This window comes from Hahella sp. KA22 (assembly GCF_004135205.1).
GTDB lineage: Bacteria > Pseudomonadota > Gammaproteobacteria > Pseudomonadales > Oleiphilaceae > Hahella.
This window is the reverse complement of record NZ_CP035490.1, coordinates 5,152,427-5,172,158: the sequence shown is the minus strand read 5'-3', so window position 1 is coordinate 5,172,158 and position 19,732 is coordinate 5,152,427. Positions and strand designations below refer to the sequence as shown.

23 protein-coding genes are annotated in these 19,732 nt (G+C 52.9%); 15 read left to right on the top strand and 8 right to left on the bottom strand.

What is annotated here, in order from left to right:
* Window positions 1-10: 10 nt before the first annotated feature.
* Window positions 11-922: a tRNA (adenosine(37)-N6)-dimethylallyltransferase MiaA gene (miaA, locus tag EUZ85_RS22840; protein WP_127972274.1), complete on the top strand. Its 912-nt coding sequence runs from the start codon at window positions 11-13 to the stop codon at window positions 920-922.
* Between the two features lie 2 nt (window positions 923-924).
* Here the strand turns inward: miaA and EUZ85_RS22835 are convergent, their stop codons facing one another.
* On the bottom strand, window positions 925-1,374 hold the full coding sequence (locus EUZ85_RS22835) for a CopD family protein (protein WP_127972272.1): 450 nt from the start codon (window positions 1,372-1,374) through the stop codon (window positions 925-927).
* A gap of 147 nt (window positions 1,375-1,521) precedes the next feature.
* Here EUZ85_RS22835 and EUZ85_RS22830 point away from each other — a divergent pair, with 147 nt between their 5' ends.
* Window positions 1,522-2,316, top strand: coding sequence for a methyltransferase domain-containing protein (locus EUZ85_RS22830; RefSeq protein WP_127972270.1), 795 nt, complete (start codon window positions 1,522-1,524; stop codon window positions 2,314-2,316).
* Window positions 2,317-2,353: 37 nt separating this feature from the next.
* Here the strand turns inward: EUZ85_RS22830 and cmoB are convergent, their stop codons facing one another.
* Both cmoB and cmoA read right to left on the bottom strand, forming a co-directional pair.
* Window positions 2,354-3,328, bottom strand: coding sequence for a tRNA 5-methoxyuridine(34)/uridine 5-oxyacetic acid(34) synthase CmoB (gene cmoB / locus EUZ85_RS22825; RefSeq protein WP_127972269.1), 975 nt, complete (start codon window positions 3,326-3,328; stop codon window positions 2,354-2,356).
* On the bottom strand, window positions 3,325-4,071 hold the full coding sequence (gene cmoA / locus EUZ85_RS22820) for a carboxy-S-adenosyl-L-methionine synthase CmoA (protein WP_127972266.1): 747 nt from the start codon (window positions 4,069-4,071) through the stop codon (window positions 3,325-3,327). Before cmoA ends, cmoB begins: the two co-directional genes overlap by 4 nt.
* Before the next feature lie 220 nt (window positions 4,072-4,291).
* Here cmoA and asnS point away from each other — a divergent pair, with 220 nt between their 5' ends.
* Entirely contained in the window at window positions 4,292-5,689 is a 1,398-nt protein-coding gene (asnS, locus tag EUZ85_RS22815; protein ID WP_127972264.1) for an asparagine--tRNA ligase, read from the top strand.
* A 114-nt stretch (window positions 5,690-5,803) separates the two neighbouring features.
* On the opposite strand, the gene EUZ85_RS22810 is transcribed toward asnS, so the two are convergent.
* Window positions 5,804-7,360 (bottom strand): response regulator, encoded by a 1,557-nt coding sequence (locus EUZ85_RS22810; protein WP_127972262.1) that lies wholly within the window; start codon window positions 7,358-7,360, stop codon window positions 5,804-5,806.
* 442 nt (window positions 7,361-7,802) lie between these two features.
* Here EUZ85_RS22810 and EUZ85_RS22805 point away from each other — a divergent pair, with 442 nt between their 5' ends.
* From EUZ85_RS22805 to EUZ85_RS22775, 7 genes are all read left to right on the top strand, one after another.
* Window positions 7,803-8,663, top strand: a complete 861-nt coding sequence (locus tag EUZ85_RS22805; RefSeq protein WP_127972260.1) for a UDP-2,3-diacylglucosamine diphosphatase — start codon at window positions 7,803-7,805, stop codon at window positions 8,661-8,663.
* A gap of 227 nt (window positions 8,664-8,890) precedes the next feature.
* A complete protein-coding gene (msrA, locus tag EUZ85_RS22800) occupies window positions 8,891-9,538 on the top strand; it encodes a peptide-methionine (S)-S-oxide reductase MsrA (RefSeq protein ID WP_127972257.1) in 648 nt (215 codons plus the stop codon).
* A gap of 3 nt (window positions 9,539-9,541) precedes the next feature.
* Window positions 9,542-10,261 (top strand): ATP-grasp domain-containing protein, encoded by a 720-nt coding sequence (locus EUZ85_RS22795; protein ID WP_127972255.1) that lies wholly within the window; start codon window positions 9,542-9,544, stop codon window positions 10,259-10,261.
* Between the two features lie 103 nt (window positions 10,262-10,364).
* Window positions 10,365-10,997 carry an HTH-type transcriptional repressor FabR gene (gene fabR, locus EUZ85_RS22790; RefSeq protein ID WP_127972253.1) on the top strand — a complete coding sequence of 211 codons (633 nt, stop codon included), beginning with the start codon at window positions 10,365-10,367 and terminating at the stop codon, window positions 10,995-10,997.
* Between the two features lie 316 nt (window positions 10,998-11,313).
* On the top strand, window positions 11,314-12,450 hold the full coding sequence (locus tag EUZ85_RS22785; protein ID WP_127972251.1) for a hypothetical protein: 1,137 nt from the start codon (window positions 11,314-11,316) through the stop codon (window positions 12,448-12,450).
* 30 nt (window positions 12,451-12,480) lie between these two features.
* Window positions 12,481-13,461 (top strand): hypothetical protein, encoded by a 981-nt coding sequence (locus tag EUZ85_RS22780; protein WP_127972249.1) that lies wholly within the window; start codon window positions 12,481-12,483, stop codon window positions 13,459-13,461.
* An 11-nt stretch (window positions 13,462-13,472) separates the two neighbouring features.
* Window positions 13,473-14,024 carry a hypothetical protein gene (locus tag EUZ85_RS22775; RefSeq protein WP_127972247.1) on the top strand — a complete coding sequence of 184 codons (552 nt, stop codon included), beginning with the start codon at window positions 13,473-13,475 and terminating at the stop codon, window positions 14,022-14,024.
* On the opposite strand, the gene EUZ85_RS22770 is transcribed toward EUZ85_RS22775, so the two are convergent.
* On the bottom strand, window positions 14,021-14,485 hold the full coding sequence (locus EUZ85_RS22770; protein ID WP_127972245.1) for a macro domain-containing protein: 465 nt from the start codon (window positions 14,483-14,485) through the stop codon (window positions 14,021-14,023). The two genes, EUZ85_RS22775 and EUZ85_RS22770, sit on opposite strands and share 4 nt — an antisense overlap.
* A gap of 93 nt (window positions 14,486-14,578) precedes the next feature.
* Here EUZ85_RS22770 and EUZ85_RS22765 point away from each other — a divergent pair, with 93 nt between their 5' ends.
* Window positions 14,579-15,028 carry a hypothetical protein gene (locus EUZ85_RS22765; protein WP_127972243.1) on the top strand — a complete coding sequence of 150 codons (450 nt, stop codon included), beginning with the start codon at window positions 14,579-14,581 and terminating at the stop codon, window positions 15,026-15,028.
* On the opposite strand, the gene EUZ85_RS22760 is transcribed toward EUZ85_RS22765, so the two are convergent.
* Window positions 15,023-15,880: a serine protease gene (locus EUZ85_RS22760; RefSeq protein ID WP_127972241.1), complete on the bottom strand. Its 858-nt coding sequence runs from the start codon at window positions 15,878-15,880 to the stop codon at window positions 15,023-15,025. The genes EUZ85_RS22765 and EUZ85_RS22760 overlap by 6 nt on opposite strands.
* A 226-nt stretch (window positions 15,881-16,106) precedes the next feature.
* On the opposite strand from EUZ85_RS22760, the gene EUZ85_RS31740 reads away from it, so the two are divergent.
* A complete protein-coding gene (locus EUZ85_RS31740) occupies window positions 16,107-16,247 on the top strand; it encodes a hypothetical protein (protein WP_241566834.1) in 141 nt (46 codons plus the stop codon).
* A 309-nt stretch (window positions 16,248-16,556) separates the two neighbouring features.
* Here the strand turns inward: EUZ85_RS31740 and EUZ85_RS22750 are convergent, their stop codons facing one another.
* Window positions 16,557-16,913, bottom strand: a complete 357-nt coding sequence (locus EUZ85_RS22750; protein WP_127972239.1) for a hypothetical protein — start codon at window positions 16,911-16,913, stop codon at window positions 16,557-16,559.
* Between the two features lie 334 nt (window positions 16,914-17,247).
* Here EUZ85_RS22750 and EUZ85_RS22745 point away from each other — a divergent pair, with 334 nt between their 5' ends.
* From EUZ85_RS22745 to EUZ85_RS22735, 3 genes are all read left to right on the top strand, one after another.
* Complete coding sequence (locus EUZ85_RS22745) at window positions 17,248-17,667, top strand: cupin domain-containing protein (protein ID WP_127972237.1); 420 nt, start codon at window positions 17,248-17,250, stop codon at window positions 17,665-17,667.
* Window positions 17,668-18,251: 584 nt separating this feature from the next.
* Window positions 18,252-18,590, top strand: a complete 339-nt coding sequence (locus EUZ85_RS22740; RefSeq protein WP_127972235.1) for a hypothetical protein — start codon at window positions 18,252-18,254, stop codon at window positions 18,588-18,590.
* Between the two features lie 123 nt (window positions 18,591-18,713).
* Window positions 18,714-18,932: a DUF6500 family protein gene (locus EUZ85_RS22735; RefSeq protein WP_127972233.1), complete on the top strand. Its 219-nt coding sequence runs from the start codon at window positions 18,714-18,716 to the stop codon at window positions 18,930-18,932.
* 73 nt (window positions 18,933-19,005) lie between these two features.
* On the opposite strand, the gene EUZ85_RS22730 is transcribed toward EUZ85_RS22735, so the two are convergent.
* The gene (locus EUZ85_RS22730) at window positions 19,006-19,701 is read right to left on the bottom strand and encodes a class I SAM-dependent methyltransferase (protein WP_127972231.1); all 696 of its coding nucleotides are present in this window, start codon (window positions 19,699-19,701) and stop codon (window positions 19,006-19,008) included.
* Window positions 19,702-19,732 lie beyond the last annotated feature (31 nt).

The window sequence follows — 19,732 nt, the reverse complement described above, 5'->3', positions numbered from 1 at the left end:
AGAGTCACAGATGAGTATCGCTAACGAAAACCCTAACGCCAGGCCCATAGTGGTGCTTGGACCCACTGCCTGCGGCAAGACCCGGCTCGCCGTAGGATTGGCGCGCGCCCTAGAGGGAGAAATAGTGTCTGCGGATTCCCGGCAGGTGTTTCGGAGCATGGATATCGGGACTGGCAAGGATTTGCAGGACTACGGCGATACGCCTTATCACCTGATCGACATAGTTGATCCGGGAACACTGTTCAGCCTGTTTGACTACCTCAGTGCTATGCAGCGGACACTCGATGATCTGGATGCGAGAGAGAAGCGCCCGATTATCGCCGGCGGCTCTGGCTTGTATCTGGATGCGCTTCTGCGCGGCTATAGACTAGTCGAGGCGCCTGTCGATCCGCTGCTGCGGGAACGGCTCAAACATCACGATCAAGAGCGACTGAATGCGCTGTTGGCTTCATTGAGGCCTTTACATAACACCACTGACACGCAGGACCGCGAGCGCACCCTGCGAGCGATTGAGATTGCCTACGCAGAGCTGAATGAAGACAGTCCCAGTGTGCAAATCAGCATCAATCCTGTAGTGATCGGGTTGCACTGCGACAATGACCGATTGCGCGCCCGCATTCGCGAACGTCTGGAAACTCGTCTGGACGAAGGCTTGATTGAAGAAGTGGAAAGTCTGCGGGCTGAGGGGCTGAGTTGGCGGCAGCTGGACGAATTGGGATTGGAGTACCGTTATGTCGCGTTGTATCTGCAGGAGCAGCTGAATCGCAATGATATGATGCAGAAACTGGCTTCTGCGATATATCTTTTCGCCCGTCAGCAAGTGAAATGGTTTCGCCGCATGGAACGTCAGGGCGTCGCTATCCACTGGCTGGCGGCGGACGACGCGCCATTGGACGCCGCCCTGGCGTTATTGCGAGGCTGATGTCAAAGCGGCCACTTACCAACGGCGACGCAAATGACGATGAGTCCCAGGCACAGGTTGACCAGCACCGCCTGTCGCACCTGGTTTAGCGCGGCGCCAGCTTCGCTCCAGGTCTTTTCCAGCGTGCAGGTCTTCAGCTTGCGAAAGGGAAAGAAAAACACCCCAATGAAGACCAGCGTCATCGCCAGTGCGCCGCCCAGCATGACATGTACATACAACGGCGGTTTACTACCCCACAGAGCGAGCATGCCCATGCCGGAGCCCCAGAGCGTCAGCACGGCGATCCACACCCATCGGAAAAAGCGGGTCAGCACTTCCGACCACAACGGCAGACGCTGAGGCGGCTGCAACTGCTCCGCTGCGGTAGGGCGTAGAATAAAATAGGCGAAAAACATACCGCCGACCCAGCCCAGGGCCGCTAGAACATGAAGTATTTTAAGTAGCGAAAGCATGGTGAAGCGTATCCTTGTTACATTGAAGCCATTGATATTGCGGCGACGTTTTTTCGAAGGCTTTTCAATAACCTGTCGAGGGCTTTGTGCGCAGTAGTGGTATTATACGCGTCAATATCAATCTCGATTCAACAGTAAGTTCCCAAAATGCAAGAAGATTCAAAGGGTTCCCCAGGGCACAACTTCGACGAACTGAAAGAACGCTTCCAGAATAATATTTACGGCACCCCCAAAGGGCGCTTGCGACTGGACCTGATCAACGAAGACCTGGAGGCTCATCTGACGGAACGGTTGGGTGAAGGCGCCTGGCGAGTATTGGATATCGGCTGCGGCGCTGCGATGATAAGCGGACGTTTGGCGCAAGCGGGACATCGCCTGACTCTGACGGATCTGTCCGCAGAAATGCTGACGGCGGCCCGCGCCAATCTGGAATCTCTGGGAGCGGCGCAGGCCTGCGAGGAGTGGCGTGAAGGCGCGATGCAGGACGTTCTGCCGCAACTCCAGGGACCTTATGACCTAATCATCATCCACGCGGTGCTGGAGTGGATGGACGACCCCCGCCCCGCGCTGGAGCTGGCGCTAAGCAAGTTACGCCGTGGCGGCGTGCTGTCCCTGGCTTTCTATAACCGCAATAGCCTGATTTACCGCAATCTGCTGCAAGGCAACTTTCGCAAGCTCAAGAAAAACAACTGGCGCCACCGTAAAGGCGGTCTGACGCCACAGAATCCACTTGATCCAGATGAAGTCTACGGCTGGCTGGAGCAGGCGGGCTTGCGACAGATATGCAAACGAGGCATTCGCACTTTTTACGACTTCATGCAAAAACACGTGGCCCGGGAACGCAGCTATGAAGATGTATTGGAAATGGAGCGCGCCCACTCCCAGAAAGAGCCGTACCTCTCCCTGGGGCGGTATATTCATGTGCTGTATCAGAAGGAGTAGGGCTGGCGCAGGTCGGTCGACAGCCCTTGAGGTTTTGTTAAGGCTTCCTGGCCACCAACACCGCGCGAGCAGGCGCGGGGTAGCCTTCCACTGTTTTGCTGAAATCCTCTGGGTCGAGGAAGTCTTTGAGTGACTGAAAGGTCATCCAGTCTGTCTGGCGTTGTTCTTCAAGTGAGGTGACGCCCTCATCCACAATGCGAACATCCTCAAAACCGCAACGCTCCAGCCAGCGCTTGGTGGCCAGAGAGCTGCCGATAAACCAGACATTGCGCATTTGCGCGTAGCGGTCCAGCGGGGTCAGGATGGTGTTTTCGTCGCCAGGGATGACCAGTGTTTCCAGCACAAGTTCTCCGCCTGGACGCAGGGCCGCTTTCAACTCATCAATATGATCGAACGGCGAGCGGCGATGGTAAAGCACGCCCATGGAGAAGACCGTATCAAAGGCGCCCATGTTGGGTGGCAGGTCTTCAGAACGCAGCGGCAGGTAATAAACCGGTGCGGCGGGCGCATATTTTTTAACGCAGTGGAACTGGAACAGAAACTTGGGCGAAGGGTCCACGCCGAGGACGAACTGCGCGCCTTCACCCAGCATGCGCCAGCAGTGGTAGCCGCTGCCACAGCCGACATCCAGCACAAATCGATCTTTCAATGGGCTTAAGTGCGGGGCGACGCGCGTCCATTTCCAGTCAGAGCGCCACTCGGTGTCGATATGGTTTCCAAAGAAATTGAAAGGGCCTTTGCGCCAGGGATGCAGGCCGCGTAGTCCCTTGATGAGCGATTCCAGCGACTGAGCGTCAAGGTCTTGCGCCGCGCCGATCGTCAATGTATCGACGTCGAACTGTAACTGGCTCGCCTGCGCTGCAGGCAGCTGCTGCAAGGCATTCCACCAGCCTTCATAGTCACCGTGGGTACGTGAGTAATAGCGCTCATCCAACACTCGTTCGAAGTCGGGGATAAAGCGCTGCAGACGGTTTTTGTCGGCGTGGGCCAGGAAGTCGTCGAAACGGATCATTTTATTGCCAGAAAAGAGACGAAGTTAAAACATTGGAACCATAAGTAAGCCTGGCTGAACCCGGCCCTTTGCAGGCGCTCAATATGCGCCTCGATGGTTTCCGGCACCAGGACATTTTCCAAGGCGCTACGTTTTTGCGCAATCTCCAGATCACTGTAGCCCCGGGACCGTTTGAAGTCATGATGAAGATCGAACAGGGTATGCTGCTTATCCGCGCCGGCGAACTCGATTTTCTCGGACAGCACCATCGCGCCGCCGGGTTTCATGTTGACCGCGATACGATGCAGCAGATCTTCCCGCTGCGCGAGAGGAATGAACTGCAGCGTGAAGTTCATGACGGCGATGGAGGCGTTCTCAATGGACGTGCTCTGGATGTCCTGACAGAGTATTTCTGTGGGGATGGCGCTGGGCATCCGCTCCATGTTCACCCGACAACGCTCCACCATGGCGGCGGAGTTGTCGACGCCTATGACCTTAGGCTTGTCGTTGGACTCATTGAACTGTTCAAGGTTGCTGCGGATGGCGAGTGTGGAAGCGCCCAGAGAGCAGCCCAGATCGTAGCAATGGGTTCCCGCCTGGGCGTAGCGTCGGGAAATAACGCCGATCATCTCCAGCATCATGGTGTAGCCGGGCACCGAGCGGTTGATCATATCTGTGAATACGTGCGCCACCCGCTCATCGAATTCGAAGGCGCCGACGGCGCCTTTGGCGTCTTGGTAAATTCGGTCTTTGCTGTCGCTCATTTTCCGCTCGCTCCTGTCAGGGCGCGCATTTTACCGCCCCGGCCCATACAGGGTCCAGTCGCCTGGGCTGCCGTAAGCTCTTATGACAGGCGGATAAGGCGCTTAAACCGCAAGAGAACGCTAGACTTTGCGCCTTAACCCATCTTTAATTGGCGGTTGTGCGCCATTGGCCAAAAAATTTGAGAAGCATTTATAGATAGAGAGGATAGCGGGCAGGTTTATGACTCATTACGCCATTTCAGACTTACTCAAGAACAAAGCGGAGATCGGTAGCGAAGTCACCGTCAAAGGCTGGGTAAGGTCAAGAAGGGACTCCAAGGCGGGCGTCTCTTTTATTCACGTGCATGACGGCACCTGCTTTGATGCGATTCAGGCGGTTGTCGCCAAAGAACTGCCTAACTATGACGACGACATTCTGCGTTTGACGACCGGTTGTTCCCTTATAGTCACTGGAACCCTGGTCGAGTCGCCCGGGCAAGGACAATCCTGCGAAATTCAGGCGACTTCCGTAGAAGTGGTTGGTCTGGTGGATGATCCGGAAACTTATCCGGTCGCCAAGAAAAGACATACCTTTGAATTCCTGCGCGGCGTCGCTCACTTGCGTCCCCGCACCAACGCGTTCGGCGCAGTGACTCGCGTGCGTACGACGCTGTCTCACGCTGTGCACCATTTCTTCTATGAGCAGGGCTTTCAGTGGATCAATACGCCGATCCTGACCGCCAGCGACTGTGAAGGGGCCGGCGAGCTGTTTCGCGTCAGCACGCTGGACATGGCCAACCTGCCCAGGACGGACAGCGGCAAGATCGACTACAGCAAAGACTTCTTCGGTAAAGAGACTTTCTTGACCGTATCTGGTCAGTTGAACGTGGAAGCTTACTGTCTGGCGATGTCCAAGGTGTACACCTTCGGACCTACGTTCCGTGCGGAAAACTCCAACACCAGCCGTCACTTGGCGGAATTCTGGATGATCGAGCCGGAGATCGCCTTCGCCGATTTGAATGATGACGCAGACTTGGCGGAGCGTTTCCTCAAGCACATGTTCAAGGTGGTGCTGGACGAGCGCAGCGACGATATGGCGTTCTTCGCCGAACGCATCAATCCGGACGTAGTTTCGCGTCTGGAGAAGATGGTCGACACGGATTTCGTGCGTATCGACTATTCTGAGGCAATCAAGATTCTGCAGAACTGCGGCAAGAAATTCGAATACCCTGTGCAATGGGGACTGGATCTGCAGTCTGAGCACGAACGCTACTTGGCGGAAACCCATGTGGGCGCGCCAGTGATCGTGATGAACTATCCGAAGGAAATCAAAGCGTTCTATATGCGCCTGAACGACGATGATAAGACCGTTGCGGCTATGGACGTGCTGGCGCCCGGCATCGGTGAAATCATTGGCGGCAGCCAGCGTGAAGACCGTCTGGACGTGCTGGACGCGCGGATTGGCGATATGCATCACAAGGAGGAACTGTGGTGGTATCGCGACCTGCGTCGCTACGGCAGCGTGCCCCACGCTGGTTTCGGTCTGGGCTTCGAGCGCCTGATCGCCTACGTGACCGGCATGGAAAACGTGCGCGACGTCATCCCGTTCCCAAGAACGCCGGACAACGCCCAGTTCTAATACGCTGACCTGGACGTAAACAAACAAAAAAGGCCCGATTGAATTGGGCCTTTTTTATGCGGGTGACTAACAGAGCCCCTTAGTTTCTCAAGCTACGTTATATTTGCGTCAGGTTTAAAATACGCCGAAGCCTTTCAGCAGAGACACAATCGCCAACACCACCGCAACGCCGCCAATAACCATGGCCGCTGCGCCGCCGCTTTTCGGCGGCTTGACGTTCTGCAGGTTGTTGAGTTGCGTCGCCAGCGTGGTTTTCTGGCGCTCCAATTGCTCGACCCGCGTCGCCATGGCGTCGATCTCGCTTTGTTTTTCCGCCATTTGCTCGCGCAGGGCTTTGGCGATCTGTTGCACCAGATCCTGTCCCTGCTTGCTGATTTGTCCGCGCAGCAGCTCTTCCACGGTGCCTTCGATAAGCGTGTGCAGCTTCTCGTCGTTGAGAATGTCTTCCATGTTCAGGCTGGGGGCAGGTTCGTCTCTGGTGGTGCGCTCGATCAGGGTGCGCTTGAGTTCTTCCTTGGCTGACTGCAGTTCCGCTTCCCAGGCGCTGAGCCTGTCTTCCACATTGTTGTCCATGGTAGCGGTGGCGGAATGGGTGGCGATGTCCATGACCTGGGGACGAATGCGTTCGATAAGGTCGTCCAGGTCGGGCGCTTCCGGCACAGGCTTGGCTCTCATCTCCAGATCGTTGACAGTTTCTCTTAGCTGTACGTCCAGGTCGCGACGAGATTCGCTGACTGCGTCGTCGATGGAGCCGAGTAAACGGTCTTCCAGGCTTTTCAGCTCGGCGTCGAGCAACGGCGTGAGGGTCTGTTCTACATCACGGGTAATCGTGGCGGCGAGTTGCACTTCGTCAATCGCCGGGGCGGCGGGGGCCTCGGCAGGCTCAATGCTTTCGATATGCGCTTCCAGAACCTGTTGCACGCGCTTTTCCAGTCCTGGCATCAGTTCTTCGCGCAACTGCTCCGCCATGGCGCTGAAGTCAGGCAGGGGCTGCTCCGGCGCTTCAGAGGGCTGCTCACGCAACTGCTGGATATCCTGACGCAGAGAGGTCAGTTCGCTCTCGTTTTCTCTCAGGCGGTTTTCGAAGCCGTCGAAGGAAGGGAAGTCGCGGCTGTTTTTCTCCAGTTTGTCGAGACGATCCACCAGGATTTCCCAGTCGGAGGCGGACACCACGGCTTGCTGAGGTTGCGGTGGGGTGTATTCCGGCATGGGAGTGGGGACGACAATTTCTGAAGAGACTTCTTCTACCGCTTCCGCCACAGGCTCCGCTTCCTGATGGATAGCGACGGAGGTGAGGGTTCCGCTGCGTGCGGACTCAATCACCATGGCTAACTTTTCCGCTTGCGGCGGCTTGAACAGCGTACCCGATGCGCCGATGGCGCGGGCTTCCGCATCGTAATTATCTTTTCCTTCTTTCCCGGTGCACATGATAACGGGAATATGGGAGGTCTGAGGGTCCGCCTTGATTTTCTTGGTGGCTTCGAAGCCGTCCAACTCAGGCATCAGATGGTCCATAAAAATGATATCGGGCAGATTGGTTTTCAGCATTTCCAGAGCGTGTACCCCGGATTCTGCAAGTTGAACCTGCAAATTATGCTTCTCTAACAGTCTTTGTAATGTAATACGCGCCAGTTTGGAGTCATCTACCACCAGTGCAGTTTGCAGCGACATTGCGGAACCTTTTGCAATTTAAGATACATCGATAAATCTAGCACATTCTTGAAGCTAGCCGGCAAAATCCTAGTATAGGGTTTGTTGAGGTTTCTGCATCCTCTGAACGCCCTAGCCACAGGCTTTTTCAGGCGTCTTAACAGCGTTGCCGGAGCCTCAACAAACACTAAGGTACGACAAAGATATATCAAATAAGACTTTCCTATCAAAAATCATAAGGTTAGATATTGTAACAGCATGTTTTTTGAGCTGTTTAATGTAACTTTCGCCATTTGGTCACCTTAGCGTCATATAGCCTTTCTAGCATCGCGGCTAAAGATGATTAAAGTTAATTTTTCTATTGTTTCAGCTTTGTATTTGCATATTCAAATCAATATGTTGCGTTTGCCGGAAAAATAGATAATTACGCCGCAAGGGCTTAATCGCAAAAAAGGACATCCAGATGCAAGATTCCTTAAGAGCCGTTTTTATCTCCGATGCGCACTTGGGCTCGGCCGCTTGTCAGGCTGAGCACTTGCTGGATTTTCTCAATAAAATCAATACAGATAAGCTGTATCTGGTGGGCGATATCATCGACCTGCTGGAAATGCGACGCAAAGCCCACTTTCCCGAGACGCATCGGGCCATTCTCAGCCTGATCATGCGTAAAGCGCGGGAAGGGATGGAGGTGGTCTATATTCCCGGCAACCATGATGACTTTTTCCGGCAAATGGCGGGGCAGACATTCTCCGGCGTGAAGATTCGGCTTAATTGCGTCCATCGCACTGCGGATGGACGCCGCTTCCATGTCAGCCACGGCGACGAGTTTGACCAGATTGTGCAACTGAGTCCGCTGGCGCTGCTGGTGGGAGACAAGGCCCACGGCCTGATGCTCAAGCTCAATAGCTGGTTGAACCGCTCCCGCAAGGTGTTCGGCTTTCCTTACTGGTCCTTGGCGGGATATCTGAAAACCCATCTGGGACGCGCTAGAGAGTTCATTCATCGCTACGAAAATGCGGCGCTGAAGGCGGCGCGCAGTCTGGAAGTGGACGGCTATATCTGCGGCCATATTCATTACGCTGCGTTTCGCCGCAAAGAAGGCAGGCTCTATTGCAATGACGGCGACTGGGTGGAGCACTGCTCCGCACTGGTGGAGACCCATCAAGGGCAGTTAAGGTTGCTGCACTGGTCGGAGCAGCCCCGCTGGCTGGCGGTTGAGCCGGATGCTGAACCGACCTGGATCGATGAGCCTATTCCTGGCCTGTTTCCTACGCCTGTCAGTAGTGCGTTGTCTGGCGACAAGCAGGCTCCTAAGGCCGCCTGATACGCTGCACTGATTCCGTCCATCCCATTATGAGCAGCCAAATCAAACAGTTGGCTGCTGGCTTCTTACGGAAATATAACGCAGCGGTCTCTTCGCCGGGCTTGAACCAATTCCCCGAAAACGTGTCTACTATCACAATATTGATCTGCTTTAAGCGCCGTCACCGGCATGGGTGGCGGACGATCGTCATGACGGCGAAGTTTAGAAATATGGGAGAGGTTAAGCATATGTTTGGAAGTCATTCACAGGATAAAGCATCCATGCCTGCGCGGGAGCAAGCGTTGCCGGGCAGGGCGGAGCCAATGGAAATCGAGGGTGAGCATTTTGTCTTTGGCGTGGATATGAGAGGTCCATTCCCGGCGCAAATGCAAACAGCGGTGTTCGGGCTGGGGTGCTTCTGGGGGGCGGAGCGACTGTTCTGGAAACAGGAAGGCGTTTATAGCACCTGTGTCGGCTATGCGGGGGGCTATACGCCCAACCCCACCTACAAAGAAGTCTGCACTGGGCAGACTGGGCATGCAGAAGTCGTCCAGGTCGTATTTGACCCCGCCGTGATCAGTTATAAGAAGCTGCTTAAGCTGTTCTGGGAAAATCACGATCCGACTCAGGGGATGCGTCAAGGCAACGACGTCGGCTCTCAGTATCGCTCTGCTGTCTATTACGCTAACGACGAACAGAAGCAACTGGCGGAAACGTCGAAGGCGGAATTCCAGCACTCGCTGCACGACGTAAACCGTGGCGCTATTACGACGGAAATTACTCCAGCGCCAGAGTTTTATTTTGCAGAAACCTATCACCAACAGTATCTGGCCAAGAACCCGGGAGGATACTGTGGTCTGGGTGGCACCGGGGCATGTCTGGCCAGCGCGGACTGACCTTTGGCTGAGTCTGTGAGCATAGCCGGGGTGACCTTGGTTATCCCGGAAAAGAACGATCCTGAACGGGATTCTGTGGCGGCGGCCTGGAGCGCCGCTGGAGGCGAGGTTTCCCGGCTGGGACGCTTTTGGGAGCCTCCTTCCTATGATCCGGTCAAGGTGCGGGTCTATGGAAATGACACTTTTGCTCAGGTGTTGGCGCAGAAGCTGGGCCTTAATCTGATCTCTCCCGTGGATGATCTGTTGGTGCAATTGCCGCAACAGTCGTTGCTGCGCTCGGTAACGCTACTGCCTTTGTCAGTGGCGATGACGTCGAACTTTCCGGCTTTCCTGAAACCTGCCGCGCCCAAGCTGTTTAAAGCCTCCGTGTATGCAAGCCCGACTGACTTAGCTGTGGAGACCCGAGGACTGGAGCCGGATACGCCGGTGCTTCACTCGGAAATCGTACAGTTCGCTTGTGAAATTCGTTGCTTTGTCTGGCGGGGAGACGTGTTAGACGCTGCAGTCTACGAGGGCGATGGAGCGCTTGATGACGGCTTGAGATTCGCCAGACAGCTTGCACAAAGCGAACACCTGCCGACAACCTGCGTGCTCGATATCGGCTATATCCCCCAGCGCGGTTGGTCGATCATCGAAGCCAACGCCGCCTGGGGCGCCGGCCTCAACGGATGCCGGGCCGAGAAAGTATTGCCTTGTATCGAGGCGGCGACACAGTTGATCTAAGATTAATTCGCGCTTTACGCACAGTAACGTAGGATTGATATCTTTTTTTTGTTTATGTGATATAAGCTCACGAAGCTGAAATTACTGACTGGTAACCACCGCTATGGCCGTAAGAGCCGAGAAGAAGCAACAAGTTAATCGTAATATCTGTAACGCCGCGCTGCGTCTGTGCCGGACGAAAGGGTATTCCGGGGTGAGTTTGCGGGAGATTTGCCGTGAGGCCGGAATTGCGCCGCCGACGTTTTACAATTATTACCCGAATCTTGAAGAGCTGGGTCTGGCGATTATCGACGAGGCGGGGCTGACCTTGCGTCGTCTGATGCGGCAAACCTGGAAAGAGGTGGATGTGCGGGAAGGGGTCGTGCGCCGCACGATTCGCGTCTTTGCGCGCTATCTGGAAGAGAATGGCGACTTATTCCATTTTGTCGCTGCGGAACGGGTAGGACGTGTGCAGGCGTTTCGGGATGCGATTGAGCGTGAGGTGAAGCATGTGGTGGAGGCCATGGCCAAGCCGCTTGCGGAGGCAGGAACGGCGACGGACAGGCCGGTTGCGCATCCGCTTTATCTCTCTGAAATGCTTGTTAATTGCGCGTTTCAGGCGGGGGTTGAAAGCCTGTCCGCCAATACGGAAAAACGCAATGAAATCATCGAGCGCACGATCATTCAGGCGCGTATGGCTATCTATGGTTCGGAAGTTATGGCGAAAGGCGCTGTGACGTCAGTCTCTGCGGAGTAACTCGCCGGTTTGCAATAGTGCTAGAAGTAATTCCTAACAACTGTTCGGATCGGCGAAATCCCTGTCAACGGTGCAAAAATTGCGCACAAATTCAATGTTGGGCCAAACTTAAGCGCATTTAATGTGTTTTTTGTGCCGAATATCTCGCTTGTGGAAATATCTCTTATTCCTCTTCTTGTTTAAAAATTAACAAGTGTTAGTTTTATTTTGTCGAACAAAGACCCTTGCAGCGAGCGCGAGCGTCCGCCCCTGTTCGACAGCAGTAAGCATAGTTGGAAGTGCAGTACTGAATGAATAAGAATAAAGAGGAACGGAGATGGACCTTATACCCAAAGGAACGTGGAGAACTCTGTTGTGTCTGCTGCCTGCGTTGGGCCATCCTGTCGCCCATAGTGAGCTGAAGCCGATGGCGGATCAGGAAATGGGCGAAATTTCAGCCCAGTCCGCCTTGGAGTTTTCCGCAACGGACATCAATTACAACCTGAGCCAGTTGACCGGCATTGAGTTCATTAAAAATCCCGGTATTGGATTTACCCGGGTGGAACAGCGCACGCAAACCGAGTCTGTGGACGCGACAGTATATCGGCTCCAGCTCAATGGCTCCGGTGAGTTACATGCCTTCGCGGAAGAGCTGACCCTCGGCGACTATGGCGGCGCCAACAATTCCATCTACAAAGACGAGAACGGCCAGGGTGTGCCCGACGTGGCGCTGAGGAACTTCGGTTTCGGCAAATCGGCGCAAGATCCTTTCGTGTTTGAAGACCCCTATCTGGAAATTCAGAAGCAGCATCATGCTGATGGCGCGGACACCATTCGCGGCATTCGTTTTGGTTTTGGCAGAGTAGATGGTTCGACACCGGTGACCATCGATTCCATTTCCGGTTACATACCGGCATTGAGCATCATGGCGGATCTGGGCGGACTGGTGCGCTCGCAGATATATGGCAGCGGCACCAAAGACACCTTCGTCAACATTATTGGATACATGCCGGATGGCTCCGGCAACTACCCGCAAACGCCGGCGCCCGGCGAATGGGTATGCAATGGCGGCATGTGCGGTTTTACTCCGGACAATGTCGGCCTCACCGGCAATGCGGGCATTGGTTACAGCTACGGCGGGAAGGAGTTGAATCTTTCGAATGTGACCAGCCTCGACTATCACAACGTTAAAAACTTCTATATTTCCTTTGTGCAGGGCGCGGGCAATCTGATGTCGAATCAGAATGGTTCGATCAACGGAGCCATGTGGTCGCAGCACCTTGAAGGGATTATCCCTGATTCCCGGCCGGATTTGCCGGGCTGGAATTTCGGCATTCCTTTCAACGATCCCAATCATCCAACAGATGGTTATCTGGAGGCGCACACCGACGTTGGGCCGACGTTGCAGCAGATATTTTTCGGCGTCGGGGACGACAACCCGCGCATGGGATATCAGAACAATAAGTTGTTTTAAAGCAGCGATGAACTGTATCAGGAGGGAACCATGAAACATCCGCAACCTGTGCTGGCGATCTGTTGTCTGACGCTCAGCGCCGCCGCCGTGGCGATGGAGGCGTTGACTGATGAAGAGCTGGGGCAAGTGGACGGTCGCAGCGGGTTCAGTTTCGCTTTTGATAACGTCAAGTTCAAAGGGATGGCGATAGACGGCGCGGAAGCGGGCAGCATCAATATCATTGCTGCGGACGGCTCTAGCCTGGGTTTAAAAGAGTTCCAGCTTTCCGCTGACGCGATCGGCACATTTGAATCACCGTTGACCTTCAGTCTGGTGGAAATGGACGCTTCTCTGGTGAATAACTCGGGCGTTGGGCTTCCTATGCTGCGTATCGGGCTACCTGGAATGGAAGGTTGGCGCAATCTGGACGTTCGCTTCAATGAAGAATTCGGCAATCCAGACGTCCCCAATCCCAATAACCCTAATATCCGCGCCGGCGGTACACCGTCGGAGCACACCATGCTGGGTAGCGTGTCGATGAATGACATTTCCATTCTCGGCGGTGTTGCGTACAGCGGGATTCCAGAGGGCTATAAGATAGAAAGCACCCGAGTCGATGACGGCAGTCGTGGCGCGGACTCGCGTCAGGGCATGCTGCTCAATGTGGACATCAATGAGCTTTTGATTCCCGAGTGGCTGGTCGAATCTCAGATTGGCGACGGCGTGTTCGATCCCGCCACGGATTTCATTCTCTATAATTTCCGGCTGGAAAATCTACACCTGCATTCCGCCACCTTTGAAGCCGCGCTCAACGGTTTGCGCTTCGCCTATTCCGACCCGCAGCCTTTTACGGAAGACGGCGGCATCATCCCGTCGGGGGGAGGGCTGCCGGATACGCAGCATCCAGATTATGATCCCAATTTCCCTAAAGTGGATCTCACATTTCAGGCGCAGATGACGCAATCGAAGCTGAATGAATCCCGCATCCACGGCGTCACCTTGGATCATCTTATATTCAACGTACGCAACTAGGCGGAGTGACAATGACACAGCACAAACCAGTCACTGACAGGCTCCTTCTGAGTCGTGCAATGCTGATGTGTCTGGCGCTAAGCGTTTCCGACAAGGCCGCCTCGGAATTACGCGGTATGGAAGAGGGGGAGCTGTCGCAAGTATCGGCGCAAAGCGGTTTGATCATCGAGATACCCCGGGTGCGCATCAACGCCCATGACGGCGGTCTGGACGACCCCGGTACGCCGCAGGATGAAAGCGACGGCCGCCGCACCCGAGGCTTTCGCTACAACTACATCACCACTGAGCATGACGGCGGCGCCCAGACCTACTATTTCACCGATGAAATCTCCATCGCCATGGATATCGAAGGTTCTCTGGAACTGGATGTGGACGATGGCGGCCACATGGTTCTGCAACTGCCTGAACGAGTCAATTTCGTCGGCGATGGTTACAGCATGAAAGGCATTTATCTCAACAATACTGGCGACCCGGCCAGCGGCGGGAAGTTACTCAACGAGATCAATATTCAAGGTAACTTTGAGACCGGCGGCCAAGTGTTTATGTGGGGATATGACCCCTAGGCGGCCGAGCCGGCCCATTTAACGAGCGTATGATCTTCGCCTTGTAGCTCCTCTTTTATTATGGCGGCTATCCGCTCCCAGTCTCCCCCCGCCAAACCTGCGCCAATCAACGGATAGCCGATGCGTTTGCCGGAGAAGTCAGTCTTGATCTTTTTCATGACAGACCGAATCGCCTCATAGTCCGCCAGATCGCCAGCGCCACGCCAGTGGAACTGGGTGTAGGCGTTAACGACGGTGAAAGATGAGTCGTCGCTAGTGATCTCGGCGTAGGAGTAAGTTCCCAGCTTTTCCTGAGCGCCTTTCTCCGTTTTTAAATCCGCCTTGTAAGCATCCGGAAACGTATTTTTGATCGACAGAGCAATTCCACGACCCATCCGACACTGACAATTGCAGCCATGAATAATGACATCAAAGTGGCCAGCTTGCGCCAGCGCCAATAAATCGCCTTCTACTGTTTTCATGTGGCCTCAAATTAAAAAATTTCGGGTTTCGATAGAGTCAGCATTTAATTTGGTTATGCTCAATTAGAACAAATATTACGTGGGTGAAGCGACATGAGCGGAATGGTTTCCCGATTCAGTATCGTCGGCTTTGTCTACGTTGAAATGACGGTGGGACTCAAGGTCCAAAGAGGAGAGGGCGAAGATCTGGAGCGTGCGGAAAGGGAAAATGACAGGAAGTTGGCCGTGCTGCAGCAACAGGTTGATCATCTAGCTGACATGCTTCATGACGCCATCCTAGCAGCGCACGCAGAGCCTCAGTTTGAGCCCATTGCGGCGCAATATCGACTGTACCAGCCGGGTATGACGGGGTTTACGCAGTTCCCGACGCGCCGCTTCTACGATGAAACTCAACCAGGAGATGGCGGTTACCTCCTGCTCCATGAAAACCCTGCCGTGGCGCTACGTTTTCACGCATTTCCTGGGCGGGAGGAGACGAAGGCGGTGCAGGATTTGATTGCCAGGCTCGTTGTTGACGTGTCAGGAGAAAGTTCTCTCTTATAGGGCCTTTATTATTTCCTTCAGGCGCACGGTCTGATGAAGCGGCGAATAATTCGACGTCATATACGGGCCGAAAGCATCGTGTTTCATTTTCCTATAATCAAGATCCCCGTTACTAACCAAGTCAAAGGTATGCGTGATTACGCCTTCCAGCGATATTAACTCCATATTCCCCTGTTCATCGTAGTGAGCGCTGAAGACCGGTGCGCCGGAATTTCCCCAGAAGGCGGGGCAGTCCGTATCGAATAACACGCCGTCGTACCCCGGCGATTTGGGCGAGGGCAATAGCTTTCCAGATCGCTGCTTGCGCTGGCATCTAGCGGAGCTGACCCTCAAGGTGTTCTGCGTTTTAACAATGGGGTAGCCAACTGAAAACAGCGGCGCGCCAGCTTCTGGAGTCGGACCGAAGTTTAGCGGGATATCCTTCAGCGTCAGCTTCCCCTCGGTGTAAGCCGGATCATAATGCACGATCGCCAGATCGTTGATACCTTCAACCGAGCTGTCATATTCGAACGAGGCGACGGGGATATAAAGATCGTTTTGATCAATCGAGCCGTCCTCAGAGTAGGCGAGATAATAATTGCCTTTCTTGGAGTCGTCCCGAAAACAGTGCTTGGCTGTAATCACCAGTCCGTGCTTCAGAATAAGGCCAGTGCAGATGCGGAAGTGATCCTCATCCAAAATCGGAACGATATAGTCAAAGTCATCAACCAGACTTCTTTTCGGACCGTCGGATTGCCCGGCAACGCTTTCGCTCATCGACGTGCAGGAAGCAACTAGAGCTGTTGTGAGTATGCAGGTGCTCACTTTAGCTAAGTAGGTTGTGTGTACTGATAGGAATAGGTGTTGATGCATAGGTTGCTACTGCTGGCTGGTTTGTCTGAAGCTTCCTTCGCTCTTTTTAAACGGGCGACGGCGCAGAAATTTCGCGATAATTTACTGTGGATTGCTGACCAAATGGCCGTTATTAAAGATATCCTACCGGGTAACGACGATTAATTTTAGAGATCAAGATCAGAAAAAGTATTTATACACTTCGCTAAAGTCCTAAACGATGACCTGGCGCTGGCTGTTGCGGAACATGAGAGAGATTACCACCAAAGAAGAAGCCGAACGCTTCGCTAAGTTCTATTGGCGTATGGTTGACCTATCGGTTATCGCAGATAGGAACAAGCAGGAAATTGATGGTGTGCTTGGAATGCAGGCCATTATGGAGGATTGATTAACATCATGGGTGGATATCTGGAGCGTAATGGATTTGCTGAGCAGTGGGAGGCTGAAGATGGGGATTAGTACCTTTTTTCTTGTATTATTGGCGACAGGTAATTTGGATGCGACTCCTTCCTGAGAATATATGAGGGAGAAATACTCTCAGTACCTTACGGCAGGCGGGAAAGGGCTGATGAGGCGCGAAGACAGGCCGCTGTGGCCAGTGCAGCAGCGGCAGCGAGGTAGATAGTATATTGAGTCCTGCATTCCTGTGACCGGAACGACATGGAGCTTCTAATATTCCGTAGTTTAAAACGGACGGCTACGGCGTAGGCTGGCGCGGTTCATCCAAAGACTTTAGATATCCCCCTTTATTCTTCAAATGGAGGACTTCGCCATCCCAGCCAGAATACTGGGTTTTATCGGAAGGATCGAAAGCAATAACGCCAACCAGCTCTAAGCGCCCGTCGTACCAGATTGTGGAATCGTGCTCGTAATAAATTTTCCCAAGATAGATGCGGTCATTGGGATTGCTATCATCTTTTACGCTTACAAAAACGCCTCCATCCGCACCTCCCGCCCATATGGTTCCTGCAGGGCCTTCCTTGTCCGGCTCAGGCCCAAATTCAACAGAACATCCAGCTAGTGAAAGTAAAAGAGTTAAAAGTAGATATCTCATGTTTTTGTATGTGTCCTGTGCAGCCGGTGTGCATCAATCCAGGCTAAAATTTTCGCAGCTTTTTCTGACTCAGCGGCGGCTCGGAGTACCCTTGGGTGCTGATAGTGGCCACATACCACACAATGTGGCAGGGCTTGTAAAACGCGCGAGTATAGACACTGTAATACCAACTCCAATTCGACCGCGATGACTGATTAATCTCTGTTCACAGTGATATTGATGGGCTTATGCTCGTCAACGAGTGTGGCTATGATAACACCTAACAAAATAATCAGAAGGGTGCCAGGCAGCATCCTACGGTGAGGCGTTAGCTGAATAATACGGAGCATTGAATATGAAACACGAAGATCGACAGCCTATATTCTTAGCGCCAGGCCAAGGCCGTTCATACTCTATGGGGCCTATTTCAGCCATATTCAAAGCGGATGGCGAGGAGTCTGCTGGAGCTTATTCAATATCCGAATGGTGGCTAGAGCCGCACTCAAAAGGACCGGGCGCTCATAGCCATAATGAAGATGACATATTTTTTGTTATAGAAGGAACAATGAGCTTTCTCATTGGCGAAGCATGGACGGAAGCGCCAAAAGGCAGTTTTGTTCTCGCCCCCAGTGGCGTCACTCACGACTTTGAGAATCGAAGCGCGTCCCGCGCAGGCGTTTTAAACATATCAACCCCGGGCAACTTCGAACAGCATATGCCTCAAATTGTCTCCTGGTTTGAGCAACACCCTCCGGGTAAAACTGGCGGTAGTTGACCCTTTGCTCCCACGACACAGCAGATTACGCGGTTTGCTGTGTATGTACGACGTTATACGCACACATGAACGCAATAGAATTTAGAGAAAATTCCTAAAAAATGATGAGCGCTATAAGAAGTTTGTCGCGATTATCAACAGAGGGAGAGATAGCAGGCTTCTATTCTGGCAGGAGCGCGCTATTGAGCAGTTTTGCGAAAAGCATGCTCTGGAAATATCTTCGTTTGAAGTGCTGCAAGAAATCTTCAGTGTATGTGAGTTACACGGTAATACACTGGAACACGGAAAAGTTAAGGTGTTTTGTGGTCATGTTGATTACTCCCCGGATTACATAAAATCATGCGCAAAACTGTTCCCTAATAGTTATATGTCATCGGTGAATGGGCCAGAAGAAATGTACGGCGAGTACTATGATATTCGTTTCTGCAAAGCATGCAGGGAAGCGGAACAGCAATGGAGAGATGAGCATGCATGGCAAGGCTAAGCTGCATTAGAGAATTAGCCGATCTGAAATAGCAACTGTAGTAAAAAGGCGGTGCTCGTAGTTCTAGGCATAGGCTTGGTTGAGGGAACGGAGCGACAAAGTGGACGATAACATTATAGGCTTGCTTGAGAGTTTGGTTGTGCTTCTTGTCAACTCAAAGTTTTCTGAAATAGTCGCCAGGAATGAAAATGGTCGTCTTTCACAATCTGAGATAGAAGCAGCATTACGAGAGTATCCCGGGATAATAAGTTTGCCTCCAGAGTCTGCTTATAGATCAGTATATGTTTACGATATATATGATGGCGCTACGGGAGCTCGAAAGAGTGAGTTTGATTTGTGGTATGACGGTGAAGTCAGTGATTTAACTTTATCTGCAGAAATAAAAAAGAATTCGTCAGGGGAACTTGTAATAACCATAGAGGATATACATGTTTTATAGATGCCCTGGTGACAATCGCTACTACTCATGTATAGAGTAAGAGTGTTTTAGTGGGGCGCTGAATCAGAGTCGATTGAGGGCGCAGCCGAATGTGTGTTCGGCGTCAATAATTGCGGAGTTGTAATGAGAGAAAGTTTGAGGAAGAAAATCATTTCTGTCTGTGATCAGAAAATTGCGGCTAAAGGCGCCAATGTCGGTGTGTCGTTTTATGCTTTTTTCGCCAATAAAAATGATGATCCTGAATTGTTAATGGAAGCCGCTGAATGGTGGATTCTAATCAATAAACTGGACCACTTCGAAAAGGCGATAAAGATAAAGGAGCTGGTTCAACAGGGTGCGTGAATTACATCTCCGCCCATTCCGGTAGATCGAGAGAGAGGCGGCTAACCTCTTCAATCATATTCTCTCTAGTCAGTCATTTGGCATGGGCGAAGAACGCGCCAATAAGGCCAGCTTGATAAAAAGGAATAGGTGTCGTAAAACCGCCCGCTTTGATGGTGGCCGCAACTGTGTCTGTCGGCAGTACGGCGACGTCCTGACTATAGGCGGCTTTCATCCGCTGAATATCCTCCTGCGATACCGCTGCGTTCGCCATCAGCCGTAGCCATAAATTAAACTGTCCCTCGTAGATTTCGCTGTGGGTATCTGCGACTAAATCGGCGCTAACGAGAAGCCCCTCAGGTTTGAGTCTGTTGGCGATATGGCGGAAAAACTCACTTCGGGCTTGTTGATCCAATATGAATTGGGAAACCAGCAGACTGGTGGCGCCATCAAACTTTTCTTCACTGGGAAGTGTCTCCACATAACCCTGATAAAAGTCGCACCTAGAAGTAAAACCCGCCAGCTCAACGGCTTTGCGGCACTGATTCAGCATTTCGCCAGATGGTTCAACGGCGGTAAAACGCCACTCAGGAAAATGCCGGGCTAAGTGCAGCAACTCTTTACCCGTGCCGGCGCCCACGCACAGGATGTGGGCTCTTTCTGGCAGGACGCCAAGAATGGTCTCCATGAAGAAATACAGCCCATTATTAATCGGAGACATTCGTCGCCACTGCGTGTCGTAGTTGGGCGCCTGTTGATCGAATAGCTGTGTCAGTTGCTGTTTATCCATTTTGGGGTCGCTCGCTTTGCTGAATGTGTGT

Excerpts from the sequence above, each read along its gene's own strand:
- EUZ85_RS22765 (WP_127972243.1), top strand. The coding sequence starts at position 14,579 with ATGAGCGGAATGGTTTCCCGATTCAGTATCGTCGGCTTTGTCTACGTT.
- EUZ85_RS22760 (WP_127972241.1), bottom strand. The coding sequence starts at position 15,880 with ATGCATCAACACCTATTCCTATCAGTACACACAACCTACTTAGCTAAA.
- miaA (WP_127972274.1), top strand. The coding sequence starts at position 11 with ATGAGTATCGCTAACGAAAACCCTAACGCCAGGCCCATAGTGGTGCTT.
- cmoA (WP_127972266.1), bottom strand. The coding sequence starts at position 4,071 with ATGAGCGACAGCAAAGACCGAATTTACCAAGACGCCAAAGGCGCCGTC.
- EUZ85_RS22775 (WP_127972247.1), top strand. The coding sequence starts at position 13,473 with ATGACACAGCACAAACCAGTCACTGACAGGCTCCTTCTGAGTCGTGCA.
- EUZ85_RS22750 (WP_127972239.1), bottom strand. The coding sequence starts at position 16,913 with ATGAGATATCTACTTTTAACTCTTTTACTTTCACTAGCTGGATGTTCT.
- EUZ85_RS22735 (WP_127972233.1), top strand. The coding sequence starts at position 18,714 with ATGAGAGAAAGTTTGAGGAAGAAAATCATTTCTGTCTGTGATCAGAAA.
- cmoB (WP_127972269.1), bottom strand. The coding sequence starts at position 3,328 with ATGATCCGTTTCGACGACTTCCTGGCCCACGCCGACAAAAACCGTCTG.
- EUZ85_RS22730 (WP_127972231.1), bottom strand. The coding sequence starts at position 19,701 with ATGGATAAACAGCAACTGACACAGCTATTCGATCAACAGGCGCCCAAC.
- EUZ85_RS22785 (WP_127972251.1), top strand. The coding sequence starts at position 11,314 with ATGGACCTTATACCCAAAGGAACGTGGAGAACTCTGTTGTGTCTGCTG.
- asnS (WP_127972264.1), top strand. The coding sequence starts at position 4,292 with ATGACTCATTACGCCATTTCAGACTTACTCAAGAACAAAGCGGAGATC.
- EUZ85_RS22780 (WP_127972249.1), top strand. The coding sequence starts at position 12,481 with ATGAAACATCCGCAACCTGTGCTGGCGATCTGTTGTCTGACGCTCAGC.
- EUZ85_RS31740 (WP_241566834.1), top strand. The coding sequence starts at position 16,107 with ATGAGAGAGATTACCACCAAAGAAGAAGCCGAACGCTTCGCTAAGTTC.
- EUZ85_RS22830 (WP_127972270.1), top strand. The coding sequence starts at position 1,522 with ATGCAAGAAGATTCAAAGGGTTCCCCAGGGCACAACTTCGACGAACTG.
- EUZ85_RS22745 (WP_127972237.1), top strand. The coding sequence starts at position 17,248 with ATGAAACACGAAGATCGACAGCCTATATTCTTAGCGCCAGGCCAAGGC.
- EUZ85_RS22770 (WP_127972245.1), bottom strand. The coding sequence starts at position 14,485 with ATGAAAACAGTAGAAGGCGATTTATTGGCGCTGGCGCAAGCTGGCCAC.
- fabR (WP_127972253.1), top strand. The coding sequence starts at position 10,365 with ATGGCCGTAAGAGCCGAGAAGAAGCAACAAGTTAATCGTAATATCTGT.
- EUZ85_RS22835 (WP_127972272.1), bottom strand. The coding sequence starts at position 1,374 with ATGCTTTCGCTACTTAAAATACTTCATGTTCTAGCGGCCCTGGGCTGG.
- EUZ85_RS22810 (WP_127972262.1), bottom strand. The coding sequence starts at position 7,360 with ATGTCGCTGCAAACTGCACTGGTGGTAGATGACTCCAAACTGGCGCGT.
- msrA (WP_127972257.1), top strand. The coding sequence starts at position 8,891 with ATGTTTGGAAGTCATTCACAGGATAAAGCATCCATGCCTGCGCGGGAG.
- EUZ85_RS22805 (WP_127972260.1), top strand. The coding sequence starts at position 7,803 with ATGCAAGATTCCTTAAGAGCCGTTTTTATCTCCGATGCGCACTTGGGC.